Below are 12,260 nucleotides of genomic sequence, written 5' to 3' on the forward strand. Positions count from 1 at the left end.
TCTATATGTCATTGCTGCGCTTCATTAAATAAATGGCACGCAACAGAGTGACCTGGTTTAACTTCTACTAAATCTGGAACTGTCATCTTGCAAGTGAGCGTTGCATGTGGACATCTAGTTTGGAAAGTACATCCCTTGTCAGGAATGGAATTTGAAACATCACCTGTGAGAATAATCTTTTCCCTTTCATAAGTAGGATCAGGAATCGGTACGGCAGAAAGTAATGCTTGCGTATAAGGGTGTAATGGTTCCGCATATAAAGATTCACTATCGGCTAGCTCTACAAATCTACCTAAATACATTACGCCTACCCGATCACTAATATGGCGGACGACCCCTAAATCGTGGGCAATGAAAATATACGTAAGCTTTAACTCTTGCTGCAATCTTTGCATTAAATTTAAAACTTGTGCTTGTATCGAAACATCTAATGCGGAAACTGGCTCATCAGCAATGATTAGCTTCGGATTTGTCATTAAAGCTCTTGCAATTCCAATACGTTGTCTTTGTCCTCCACTAAACTGGTGGGGATAACGTTTTGCATGATAAGAGCTTAAACCGACAATTTCTAAATACTCCTCTACCCTTTTTTTACGTTCCGCTGAACTTCCAATACCATGGACAATAAGGGGTTCTTCTAAAATTTTTTTAACAGTATGTCTTGGATTTAATGAAGCATATGGGTCTTGAAATACCATTTGAATATCTCGTCTTGCTTTTCGCATTTCTTGTTTAGATAATGAGGAAAGTTCGACACCATCAAACTTAATGGAACCTTCTGTTGGTTCAAGAAGACGCATAATCATTCGACCGGTCGTTGATTTTCCACATCCCGACTCCCCTACAATTCCAAGGGTTTCTCCTTCATAAACTTGAAATGAAACGTCATCAACCGCCTTTACGTGGGGGCCTTTTTTTACTGATTTCGTTCCCTTTGGAAAATACTTTTTTAAGTTATCGACTTTCAACAGCACGTTCTGCAATTGAGATTCCCTCCGTTTCCTGTAAGAAGCATCTTGATTTATGGACTAAAGAAGAGTTCACTTCATATAAAGGCGGATTTTCTGTAAAACATCTTTCCGCTGCAAAATCACAACGTGGGGCAAATCGACAACCCGTTTGGATGGAACCAGGCTTTGGTACATTCCCTTTAATCGAATATAATGTTTCTTTTTTATAACGCATATCAGGAACTGATTGGATTAGACCCTTCGTATATGGATGTTGGGGATTTTTAAATATTTCAGAAATGGGAGCTTCTTCGACAATTTGACCTGCATACATGACAATCACCCGTTCACATGTTTCAGCAACAACACCTAAATCATGGGTAATGAGTAAAACCGCAGTCTTAAATTGTTTATTTAACTCTTTCATTAATTTTAAAATTTGAGCTTGTATCGTAACATCTAGCGCAGTAGTAGGCTCGTCTGCGATTAATAGCTTCGGATTACATAGTAAAGCCATTGCAATCATGACCCGTTGTCTCATCCCACCAGATAATTGATGGGGATAGTCTTTCATTAATTCTTCCGCCCTCGGCAATCCAACAAGTTTCATCATTTCAATTGCTCGATTGGCTGCATCCTTTTTTTTCATCCCTTTGTTGTGGATTAAAATCGCTTCTGTCAGTTGATTACCAATGGTGTATAAAGGATTTAAAGAAGTCATCGGTTCTTGAAATATCATTGCTACTTCTTTTCCCCGAATTTTCCTCATTTCCTTTTCTGATTGTTTCGTTAGATCTAATTCATTCAAAAGTATTTGACCTGATGTAATTTTTCCAGGAGGAGATGGTACGAGTCCCATAATGGATAAAGAAGTAACACTTTTCCCACAGCCGGATTCTCCTACAATAGCTAAAATTTCTCCTTCATTAATATGAAAGTCTATATGATCAACCGCTGGTACTCTTCCATCATCTGTAAAAAAGGTTGTTTCCAAATCTTTAACTTGTAAAAGTACTTTATTTTCCATCTTATACCCCCTTGCATAGCGCTGATTTACGAATCTAGCATTTGATATCGTTCTCTATTTCTTTAAAAACAATAATAGAAATAAAATCTATTAATCATATGTTTTTATGATAAAATACCTTAATTTATTACAAAACTTCAATGTAATTTTCTCGACAAATTGCAACAGTTCTACTACTTTAGTCGATTAATTTCTACTTTATCGAAAATAAAAAACATATAAGGACAGTGGGTTAAACATCAAATTTTTGCAAAAATAAAAAAACACCTAACGAGTCGAACGTTGACTTGTTAGGCATTTTTTTGTCGCATTATTTTTTTAGTCTAATTTTTGAATTTGGAATAAATCATAGTAAACACCTTGTTTTTCCATCAGAGACTCATGGTTTCCTTCTTCTACTAATTCACCATGGTCTATAACGAAAATTTTATCTGCATGGGTAATTGTCGATAATCTGTGGGCGATGATAATCGTCGTTCGATCATTTGCCAGTCGATCTAATGAATCTTGAATTAAAGCTTCACTTTCTAAATCCAAAGCAGACGTTGCTTCATCCAATACTAATATCGGAGGATTTTTAAGGAATACACGAGCAATTGCAACCCGTTGTTTCTGACCACCTGACAGTTTCACACCGCGCTCCCCTACTTTTGTTTCATAGCCTTCTGGTAATGACATAATAAAATCATGGGCATTGGCTGCTTTAGCAGCTGCAATGACTTCTTCATCGGTTGCATCCGGTTTACCCATTAGAATATTTTGTTTTACCGAATCACTAAACAAAATATTATCTTGCAAAACAATCCCAATTTGAGAGCGTAACGAATGAATCGATACATCCGTCACGTTCACACCATCGATTTTAACCGCTCCATCTGTTACATCGTAAAAACGAGGAATTAAACTGACGATCGTTGATTTTCCTCCCCCACTCATCCCAACAAAAGCTGCTGTTTCTCCGGGTTTAATATGAAAATGAACATTTTTTAATATCATTTGTCCGTCTTGTTCATATTGGAAATTCACATTTTCAAAGGAAACTTGTCCCTTTACAGTATCGAGGTCAACAGCATTTCGTCTATCTTGAACGTCATATTCCTCATCCATTAGTTCAAACATTCGATCCATCGAAGCAATAGATTGAGTTAAAGTTGTAGATGAATTTACGAGACGTCTTAACGGACTGTATAATCGTTCAATATAGGCGTAAAACGCTGCCATTGTTCCGACGGAAAGATCTCCTTGAATGACTCGATAACCAGCATATGCAATTACTAATAAAGGGGCGATATCGGTAATCGTATTTACTACCGCAAAGGATTTGGCATTCCATTTTGTATGATCTAAAGCACGATTTAAAAACTCTCCATTTTCTGCATCGAAAATTTTTTGTTCATGTTTCTCTAATGTGAAACTTTTAATAATACTAATGCCGCTTACTCTTTCATGTAAATAACTTTGAACATGTGCTAAAGCTTGGGATCGTTTCCGCGTTAAATCCCTAAGCTTACCGAAGAAGTATTTTACACTAATCGCAAATAGCGGTAATGCAATAATTGAAACTAATGTTAGTTTTACGTCCATCGCAAGCATGATCCCTATGGCAATAAGAATCGTTGCAACATCTAACCATAAATTCATTAATCCAATCATAATGAAGTTTTTCGTCTGTTCTACATCATTAATGACACGGGAAATTACTTCACCTGCACGGGTATTAGCATAATACTTTAAACTTAACTTTTGTAAATGACCAAATAATTCTTGTCGTATATCGAACAATACTTTGTTCCCAACATGTTGAGCGAAATATTGACGGTAGTACTCAATTGGTGGGCGAATTATAAAGAATAAAATGACAGTACCACCTAACCAATAACTCAGTTGTTCAATTTTTTCCCCATTTGTTAAATTTGGTGCATTAATAATATTGTCTATTACAATTTTGATTAAAATTGGAATGAACAACGGAATGGCAAATTTTAATATACCAATAAAAATAGTTAATAAAATTTCCCATCTATAAGGCTTTACAAATCTCATATATCGTTTAATACTACCCAATTTCCATTCACTTCCCTTTATCAACAAACAAACTTAAATCGTCCTAATTAAAAGTTGTCCCATTTTGGGCACACGAATAACACTATACTCTAATTTACCAGTAAATACATAAAAAAAGCCTACTGATTCTTCTAGTAGACTTTTCCACTATTATTTTTCATTTGATTGCATTTCTTTATTAAATAAATATCGATTCGTCCAAACTTCAATAAAATCTGGCGCAAAGGGACCTCTTTTTTGTTTTATCCAGCTGATTAGTTTATTGACATTTCGTTTTAAAATTTTATCAATCACTTCTGGATAACCCATTTCCTTTTTGTGCTGCTCGTATTCATCTTCGTCTAAAAGTGTATAAGACATATCAGGGAAAACTTTAATATCTAGATCATAGTCGATATATTTTATAGCATTATTATCAAAAACATAAGGAGAACTCATATTACAATAATAATACACACCATCTTCACGTAACATACAAATTATATTAAACCAATGTTCTGCATGAAAATAACAAATAGAGGGCTCTCTAGTTAGCCATGTTCGTCCATCCGATTCAGTCACAAGCGTACGTTCATTGGCACCGATAAAGATATTTTTCGTTCCTTTTAAAACCATCGTTTCTTGCCAGACACGGTGGATTCGACCATTGTGTTTGTAACTATGTATTTGAATCGTTTCTCCTTCTGTAGGTATTGTCATTTAAAGCCCACCTTTTCGTCTATGTATCAATTTCCTCATGTTGAAAATATGTCCAGGATTTGATATGACCTTAAACGGTATCGATTAATCATTTCAAACTCTGTGAATGAATCCATCTTGATTCAGCGGGTATATTTTACACCCACTAAATGAAAAAAAATCAACATCTAGCAGTTATTTCTTTATATTATAACAATGGATATTAAAAACTTGTAGTTAGAAGAACATATTTTTCAAAGAATTTGGTAAAAATTAGATTGGAAAGAATTTTTAATAAAAAATTAAGGTATAGACAAATAAATTTGTCTATACCTAAAAGTGAATTGAGATATTCACACTTGTCTAAAGCAGCCTAATTAAAATTCGTTGTTGTTGTTATTATTGTTGTTATTGTTGTTGTTATTGCGTTGGTTGTTTTGTTGATTTTGTTTTTGGTTTTGTTGACGTGCTTGTTGGAAGTCTTGGTCAACACCAAATTCTTCATTGTTGTTGAAGTTGTTGTTGTTGTTATTGTTGTTATTGTTGTTTTTCTTCGCCATCTCAAACTCACCTCCGTGCTAATTATTGTGGACTGATGTGATTGAGATTATGCGGAAGTTAAAAAATAAGTTAATTCAGAACATTCAAAATTTTCAGCATCATTACAGGCATTGGCAATTCCTTTATTTTTTCTATGGAATAAAAGTGAACATTATCCGGTAAATGCTCCAATTGCTTAACTTGAACGAGGATGCATTCCATCTCCCATGTTAAATGAGAAAATATATGCTTAAATTTCAATAAATCTTTATTTACATACTTTTTTATATGAACGTTATATTGTTTTTCAAAAGTGTCTTTTGCAACATCCTTTGTTAGTTCTATCATCGGGAATTGCCACATATTCGCTAATAATCCTTCACTTGGGCGCTTTTCTAATAAGTAATTTCCTTGTTCATCAACCGCTACATATACTTCATATTTGACTTTTTTTGTCTTAGTTTTTTTTGATTTTAAAGGCAACTGTTCTGTATCACCTTCATGAAACGCAATACAATAGTCACGTACCGGACAAAGTAAACATTTTGGTGAAGTTGGCGTACAAATCATTGCTCCTAAATCCATGATGGCTTGATTAAAATCACCTGGGTGTTCTTCATCAATTAACATATCGACTGCTTCTTCAAAAACTTTTCTCGTTTTAGGTAGGGCTATATCATCTTCTATATGTAATACACGGCTTAAAACACGCATCACATTACCATCAACCGCATGTTCTGGTTTATTATAGGCGATACTCAAAATAGCACCAGCAGTGTATGGTCCGATTCCTTTTAACTTTGAAAGATCATGTCGATTGTCTGGTACAACGGCGTTATATTTCTCGACAACTTCTTTGACGCCAGCTTGTAAGTTTCTAGCTCTCGAATAATACCCTAACCCTTCCCACATCTTTAACAGTTCTTCTTGCGGAGCATAGGCAAGTGACTGCATTGTAGGGTATTTTTCTAAAAAACGATTGTAATAAGGAATAACTGTGTCCACCCTTGTTTGTTGAAGCATAACTTCGGAAACCCAAATTTTATATGGATCCGATGTACGTCTCCATGGTAAATCTCTTTTTTCTCTATTAAACCAATCGACTAAATGATGTCGAAATTCTTTTTTATATTGATAATTCACGATAACCTCCGACGAATTCCGATTTTAAATTTTATAATTAGGGTATAATACTTCTATTAAGATGCATGTAACTCAAAATAATAACCAACAAGTATATAGGGAATGTGCCCATATACAAGGAGTTGATACTTTGGATTCTGGCACACATTTAGTAATGGGAGTTGCATTAGGCGGCTTAGCTTTAGTAGACCCAGTTGTAGCAGAGAATAATCTAACATTTGTTGCTGTTATGGCCGGTACCGTCATCGGTTCACAAGTTCCCGATGTTGATACTGTATTAAAACTTCGAAATAATGCGATTTACATTCGACATCATCGTGGGATTACCCATTCTATCCCAGCAGTCCTTTTATGGCCCATCGCGATTACGGCCGTTTTATCGATTATTTTCCAAGACGCCAATGTACTCCATTTATGGCTCTGGACTTTCCTAGCTGTTTTTTTACATGTTTTCGTTGATATTTTCAATGCTTATGGGACTCAAGCCCTTCGTCCCTTCTCAAAGAAATGGGTTGCACTTGGTGTCATCAACACGTTTGACCCGATTATTTTCGGATTACATTGTATTGGTATTTTATTATGGGCTTTTTGGTTCGATCCTGTCATCACTTTCACTGTCATGTATACGATTATCTTCGTTTACTACATTATTCGATTCATTTTACAAGCAGCTGTTAAAAAGGCTGTTCATGATGCGATTCCGGATGAAGACTACGTTATTGTAGCTCCAACAATGCGTTTTTTTAATTGGCGGGTAGCTGCAAAATCAAAAACCCATTATTATGTTGGCCGAGCTTACGGTAAAAAAATAAACATTTATGATAAATTTGAAATCCATCCACTTCCGAAAACACCGATTGTAAATAAAGCTATCGAGGATTCAAACTTAGCTGCGTTTATTTCTTTCTCTCCCTTATATCGTTGGGAAATTTCTGAACTAGAATGCGGCTTAACGGAAGTTCGTTTAATTGATTTACGTTATCGCAGTAATGACCGTTATCCTTTTGTTGCTGTTGCACATGTGGATGATGATTTGAACGTGGTCAATTCCTATACTGGTTGGATTTATAGTGAAGATAAACTACAACGTAAGCTGCAAATCGGTTCAAGTAATTAAATAATGAGGAGTTGTCCTATATTAGGACAACTCCTCTCTTATTTATTGAAGCATTTCATCACTTTCATCTAACAAATGAGCATACTTCGGATTTCTCCCGGCAAACTCATGAATTTTATCTCCGTAACTTTCAATCCATTGTTGAACGATCTTTTCTGTATATTCCATTCCTCGGTAATCATATCCCGCTTTTGCATAAGTCGATTCAAAATCAGACCAAAGCAATTCAATCCATGTTTTTGCCTTGTTAACGGATAAATTCGGATTTTTACTAGCTAAAATTTGGGTTAATTTATCAATCGATTGATTAACATTCATTTTACTTCCCTACTTTCATTGGTAAAAGAATTGAAATCGGTAATGCTTCTTCATAACGATTACCTCCTAAACGGTAACCCCAAGCAAATCGCCCTTTTAAATATTCCACTTTAAAAAACTCCCCAGGAGCACCGTCAATACGATACATTTCGCCCGGTACAATCGTTTTTGGATCGATTAAATAAGCCGCCGCCATTGTAGCTTTTCTTTCATATACAGCATATTCGTTTACAATACCTAACTGTTCTGCTTTTCTTGCCTTTTCCTTTAAGTTGGCAATTTCTTCTCTTAATTCTTGTTCTGTCATTTCCGCATAATTTTTCTCATCCATTTACTTCCTGCTCCTTTTCATCTAAATACCGATCAATCACTTCTATTGGAAAACCTTTCTGATATAAGGCTTGTTTTGTTTTCATTCGTAAATCATTACCAGTTAACTTAGTAGCGTACTTTTTCCAAAGTTTGTCTCCTTGGAGTTCAATCAAATGTTGCCAATCATCATCTTCTCTCTCTAAACGAATTTGGTCAAGTATTTCGTTTACAACAGAAAAGGAATAACCTTTACGCATTAAAAGATCTTGCACTTTTTGTTTTATTTGTATCGGTGTTTTATGACTATTTGAACGAACCGCTTTTTCTGCCAGCTCCATCGCAATTTTTACTTGTTCTTCATAAGTAAAGGATTCAAGTACTTTGCTTTGGGTTTCTTTATCAATGCCCTTCTTTATTAAGTCTTGTTTTATAGCTCTTGGTCCCTTTTTAGCCGTTTTCTTTTTTGTTTCTAATAAAGCTTTCGAATAAGTTTCATCATTTAAAAAACCTAGTTTTTCCAACTTACGAATCGCTTCTAATACGACAGCTTCTCCAAAGCCTGCATCTAACAATTTCTTTTTCACTTCAAATTCACTACGCATTTGAAAACTTAAAAAATTTAAGCCTCGATTAAATGCCTTCGCTATTTCATCTTCATATGTAATTTCATCGATATCAAATTGTTCGAGTATTTTTCCCTTTGTTAAGCCAAACTTAATAAGGGTCGATTCATCAACGGCAAAGGCATAAACTTCATTTAAATAGATATTGTATCGTTCTGGATTGTTTTTCTGTCTGCTAATTTTCGATATGACTTGCATACAAACACTCCCTCTATGCATTAAGTATACAATTTTTTTTAGTTCGTTTCATTTCCGTTAATTTGACAATCCTTTTCAATTCAAATTTAAACGTATATCTAGTGGCATAAAGGAACAGTTTTCGCACAATATAAGCAGAAAGGAGGCTAAAATGATTATGCGGAAACATCCCATTTTTGGTTTAATATTATTCTCCATTGCCTTTTTCCTTGCTTTTAGTTTCGTTGTACCAGATGTTGCAAATGCAAATGCCTATCACTGGGGTTTTACTAAATCTAAAGATGGAAAGCCTGGAGATGTTGGGGCTAAATTCGATTCAATTTCTAAAAAATATGGTGCATTTTATAGAGGAGATCCAAACAAAAAAGTCATTTATTTAACCTTTGATAACGGCTTTGAAAATGGATATACAGAAAGTATTTTAGATACGTTAAAGGAAGAAAATGTACCTGCAACCTTTTTCTTAACCGGGCATTATTTAACAAGTGCAACGGATTTAGTAAAAAGAATGATTAAGGATGGCCATATTATCGGAAATCATTCCTATGGTCACCCAGATATGTCCAAGTTATCAGACGAAGAGCTTGTGAAAGAATGGAAAAAGTTTGATTCAAAATTAAATGAAGTTGCCGGGATTAAACGTACCCATTATGTACGCCCTCCAAAAGGGATCTTTAATGAAAGAGTTTTAGAAGTTGGAAATAAAAACGGCTATACGCATATGTTTTGGGACACAGCATTTGTTGACTGGCATGCAGATTCGAATGTAGGATGGGAATATGCTTACGATGAACTGATGAATCAATTGCATCCAGGAGCATTGATATTATTGCACACTGTGGCAAAGCACAATGCCGATGCCCTTCCTAAATTTATAAAAGATGCGAAAAAACAAGGCTATACTTTCGGATCCCTTGACGATTTAGTAATGGAATCCGTATTTGAATAATAAAATAAGTGCCAACACGAAATATATGTGTTGGCACTTATTTTGTTAAATGCATTTCATTCTATTCATTATTTAAACATTTTTTTCAAGTTAGCCATTTCTATGGCAGAAACGGCAGAATCATATCCTTTATTACCCGCTTTTGTACCCGCACGTTCAATTGCTTGTTCGATATTTTCCGTAGTTACGATACCGAAGATGACTGGCACATTTGAATTTAAAGATACGCTTGCAATTCCTTTTGCTGCTTCGTTATTAACATAATCATAATGAGTCGTTGCTCCACGAATGACTGTACCTAATCCAATTACTGCATCATAGTTACCTGTTTCAACCATTTGTTTTGCGATAAATGGTACTTCAAAGGCACCAGGCACCCATGCCACATCAATATTTTCTTCATCTACTCCATGTCGTCTAAGTCCATCAAGGGCTCCATCTAATAACTTTGTTGTAATAAATTCGTTAAAACGCCCTACAACAATCCCTATTTTTAAATCTGTTCCTATTAATTGTGCTTCAAATCGTTTTCCCATTGTTCTAATCTCCTCTTATAAATTAATTGTCATTAAATTTGAATTGGAATTATCCAATTTTTTGTTTTGAACGAAATCGAACTAAATCTTCAATCGTTATAATTTTTAATCGATGAATATTTGCGAAATCTTTCAAACCGTCCAAGCGTAACATCATTCCATCATCAGCCATGATTTCACAAATAACTCCTGCTGGTACACTACCACAAGCTCTTGCCAAATCAATAGCCGCTTCGGTATGCCCTCTTCTTTCAAGTACACCGTTCGTTTTTGCGATTAACGGAAATACGTGACCCGGGCGTCTAAAATGTGCCGGCTTTGCGTTTTCTTTAATCATTTGTAAAATCGTAAAGGATCGTTCATAGGCACTAATACCTGTTGTTGTTTCCATATGATCGATACTAACTGTAAAAGCCGTTTGATGATTATCCGTATTATGTTCAACCATCGGAAGTAATTCTAGGTTGTTGGCTAATTCTTCCGTAATCGGAGTACAAATTAACCCTCGACCAAATGTCGCCATAAAATTAATATTTTCCGGTGTGGCAAATTCAGCTAGAATGACTAAATCTCCTTCATTTTCACGATTTTCATCGTCCACAACAATAATCGGCTTTCCTTTTTTTAAGTCTTCTAAAGCTTCTTCGATTGTATTGATCATCTTCTCCACCACCGTTTTTATAGTTAAAATCCGTTTTGTTTTAAAAATTCCATTGAAATATTGGATGTATTATCCGTTTTTCTTAAATGATGTAAAACGTATTTCCCTAACATATCTGTTTCAATATTTACTTTGTCCCCTACACTTTTCATCCCTAAAATCGTCTCAGAATAAGTGTGAGGAATAAGGGAAATTGTCACACTGTTACTAGTTACTTGAAATAGCGTTAAACTTGTCCCATCGATTGTAATCGAACCTTTTGGTATACAGTTTTCAATAAGTTCTTTAGGAACTTCAATATCGATGTAAACTGCGTTTGAAACTGGTCTCTTGCTTTTTATCGTGCCTACACCGTCTACATGCCCCGAAACAATATGACCTCCAAAACGACCATTGGCACTCATTGCCCGCTCTAAATTAACAATATCCCCTAGTTTTAACGTATGAATCGTTGTTGCCTTTACCGTTTCCGGCATGACATCTACAGTCATTTCTTCACTTGTTAAGTTTGTAATCGTTAGACATACACCATTGACCGCAATGCTATCACCCAGTTTTGCATCAGACACAATTTTGGGTGTAACGATAGTCAATTGACTACTATCGATATCTTTTTGAATCCTTACTACTTTTCCCTTATCTTCAATTATGCCTGTAAACAATCTACTCACCTCTTTCTAAAAATAAAAAACCCCTTAGAAAATGTCCTAAGGAGTTGGGAGTATTTAAAAATGGCGTAACGAAATAAACCTTTTGAAATCAATTTTCAAAAAGTGCCAAAATTCATCCTTCTCCCATCCAGACTATACTGTCGGCTTTGGATTCGCACCAAATCCTGCTCAAAGCTTGAGCTCACGGGCTTAGAAGTTTTACTTCATCACCGTCGATTGGGAATTTCACCCGACCCCGAAGGATGCTTAAGATATCACTTAAGCGTAATGTATTAAGTTTTTTTAAAATATTAAATAAAAAATCCCGTTCAAAAATGAATCGGGATTGAAAAAGAAAAAATACTATAGCAAATAAACCATTAAAATTAACAAATTTAATGGTACATCTCTAATAGTTCCTTCTCCCATCCAGACTATACTGTCGGCTTTGGATTCGCACCAAATCCTGCTCAAAGCTTGAGCTCACGGGCTTA

General features: G+C 35.2%; 13 protein-coding genes, 1 pseudogene and 2 riboswitches (1 of these 16 running past the window's edge). Of the genes and pseudogenes, 2 read left to right on the forward strand and 12 right to left on the reverse strand.

Features of this window, described 5'->3' with window-relative positions; translation table 11 throughout:
* Window positions 1-8 precede the first annotated feature (8 nt).
* The 6 genes from H9636_RS17350 to mutY form a co-directional block, all read right to left on the reverse strand.
* Window positions 9-983, reverse strand: coding sequence for an ABC transporter ATP-binding protein (locus H9636_RS17350; RefSeq protein ID WP_191708825.1), 975 nt, complete (start codon window positions 981-983; stop codon window positions 9-11).
* A complete protein-coding gene (locus tag H9636_RS17355) occupies window positions 955-1,977 on the reverse strand; it encodes an ABC transporter ATP-binding protein (RefSeq protein ID WP_191708826.1) in 1,023 nt (340 codons plus the stop codon). The genes H9636_RS17350 and H9636_RS17355 overlap by 29 nt, the downstream gene beginning before the upstream one ends.
* Before the next feature lie 318 nt (window positions 1,978-2,295).
* Window positions 2,296-4,041: an ABC transporter ATP-binding protein gene (locus H9636_RS17360; RefSeq protein ID WP_318241047.1), complete on the reverse strand. Its 1,746-nt coding sequence runs from the start codon at window positions 4,039-4,041 to the stop codon at window positions 2,296-2,298.
* A 150-nt stretch (window positions 4,042-4,191) separates the two neighbouring features.
* Window positions 4,192-4,740: a nucleoside tri-diphosphate phosphatase gene (ntdP, locus tag H9636_RS17365; RefSeq protein WP_122971950.1), complete on the reverse strand. Its 549-nt coding sequence runs from the start codon at window positions 4,738-4,740 to the stop codon at window positions 4,192-4,194.
* 356 nt (window positions 4,741-5,096) lie between these two features.
* On the reverse strand, window positions 5,097-5,279 hold the full coding sequence (locus H9636_RS17370) for a hypothetical protein (RefSeq protein WP_191708827.1): 183 nt from the start codon (window positions 5,277-5,279) through the stop codon (window positions 5,097-5,099).
* A gap of 70 nt (window positions 5,280-5,349) precedes the next feature.
* Window positions 5,350-6,402 (reverse strand): A/G-specific adenine glycosylase, encoded by a 1,053-nt coding sequence (gene mutY / locus H9636_RS17375; RefSeq protein ID WP_191708828.1) that lies wholly within the window; start codon window positions 6,400-6,402, stop codon window positions 5,350-5,352.
* 130 nt (window positions 6,403-6,532) lie between these two features.
* Between mutY and H9636_RS17380 the strand changes: the two genes are divergently transcribed.
* Complete coding sequence (locus H9636_RS17380; protein ID WP_191708829.1) at window positions 6,533-7,519, forward strand: metal-dependent hydrolase; 987 nt, start codon at window positions 6,533-6,535, stop codon at window positions 7,517-7,519.
* 42 nt (window positions 7,520-7,561) lie between these two features.
* Here the strand turns inward: H9636_RS17380 and H9636_RS17385 are convergent, their stop codons facing one another.
* From H9636_RS17385 to recX, 3 genes are read right to left on the reverse strand one after another with little or no spacing between them, the layout of a single operon-like run.
* Window positions 7,562-7,837: a YfhJ family protein gene (locus tag H9636_RS17385; protein ID WP_191708830.1), complete on the reverse strand. Its 276-nt coding sequence runs from the start codon at window positions 7,835-7,837 to the stop codon at window positions 7,562-7,564.
* Window position 7,838: 1 nt separating this feature from the next.
* Window positions 7,839-8,168: a YfhH family protein gene (locus tag H9636_RS17390; RefSeq protein WP_191708831.1), complete on the reverse strand. Its 330-nt coding sequence runs from the start codon at window positions 8,166-8,168 to the stop codon at window positions 7,839-7,841.
* A complete protein-coding gene (recX, locus tag H9636_RS17395) occupies window positions 8,161-8,970 on the reverse strand; it encodes a recombination regulator RecX (RefSeq protein WP_191708832.1) in 810 nt (269 codons plus the stop codon). Before recX ends, H9636_RS17390 begins: the two co-directional genes overlap by 8 nt.
* Window positions 8,971-9,127: 157 nt before the next feature.
* On the opposite strand from recX, the gene H9636_RS17400 reads away from it, so the two are divergent.
* Entirely contained in the window at window positions 9,128-9,919 is a 792-nt protein-coding gene (locus H9636_RS17400) for a polysaccharide deacetylase family protein (protein WP_191708837.1), read from the forward strand.
* Window positions 9,920-9,987: 68 nt separating this feature from the next.
* On the opposite strand, the gene ribH is transcribed toward H9636_RS17400, so the two are convergent.
* The 3 genes and pseudogenes from ribH to ribE all read right to left on the reverse strand — a co-directional run bounded on the left by ribH (window position 9,988) and on the right by ribE (window position 11,778).
* Window positions 9,988-10,455 (reverse strand): 6,7-dimethyl-8-ribityllumazine synthase, encoded by a 468-nt coding sequence (ribH, locus tag H9636_RS17405; protein ID WP_122971943.1) that lies wholly within the window; start codon window positions 10,453-10,455, stop codon window positions 9,988-9,990.
* Window positions 10,456-10,525: 70 nt separating this feature from the next.
* Window positions 10,526-11,116 (reverse strand): annotated as a pseudogene (ribB, locus tag H9636_RS17410) (3,4-dihydroxy-2-butanone-4-phosphate synthase); the annotation flags it as partial.
* A gap of 23 nt (window positions 11,117-11,139) precedes the next feature.
* Complete coding sequence (gene ribE / locus H9636_RS17415) at window positions 11,140-11,778, reverse strand: riboflavin synthase (protein ID WP_191708834.1); 639 nt, start codon at window positions 11,776-11,778, stop codon at window positions 11,140-11,142.
* Between the two features lie 120 nt (window positions 11,779-11,898).
* Window positions 11,899-12,034: riboswitch (FMN riboswitch) on the reverse strand.
* Window positions 12,035-12,179: 145 nt separating this feature from the next.
* Window positions 12,180-12,260, reverse strand: a riboswitch (FMN riboswitch) (it continues 157 nt past the right edge of the window).

Origin of the sequence: Ureibacillus galli (assembly GCF_014836845.1) — a bacterium.
GTDB classification, from domain to species: Bacteria; Bacillota; Bacilli; order Bacillales_A; family Planococcaceae; genus Ureibacillus; species Ureibacillus galli.

Coding starts and splice junctions, on each gene's coding strand:
- H9636_RS17355 (WP_191708826.1), bottom strand. CDS start 1,977: ATGGAAAATAAAGTACTTTTACAAGTTAAAGATTTGGAAACAACCTTT.
- recX (WP_191708832.1), bottom strand. CDS start 8,970: ATGCAAGTCATATCGAAAATTAGCAGACAGAAAAACAATCCAGAACGA.
- ntdP (WP_122971950.1), bottom strand. CDS start 4,740: ATGACAATACCTACAGAAGGAGAAACGATTCAAATACATAGTTACAAA.
- H9636_RS17370 (WP_191708827.1), bottom strand. CDS start 5,279: ATGGCGAAGAAAAACAACAATAACAACAATAACAACAACAACAACTTC.
- ribH (WP_122971943.1), bottom strand. CDS start 10,455: ATGGGAAAACGATTTGAAGCACAATTAATAGGAACAGATTTAAAAATA.
- H9636_RS17390 (WP_191708831.1), bottom strand. CDS start 8,168: ATGGATGAGAAAAATTATGCGGAAATGACAGAACAAGAATTAAGAGAA.
- H9636_RS17400 (WP_191708837.1), top strand. CDS start 9,128: ATGCGGAAACATCCCATTTTTGGTTTAATATTATTCTCCATTGCCTTT.
- H9636_RS17385 (WP_191708830.1), bottom strand. CDS start 7,837: ATGAATGTTAATCAATCGATTGATAAATTAACCCAAATTTTAGCTAGT.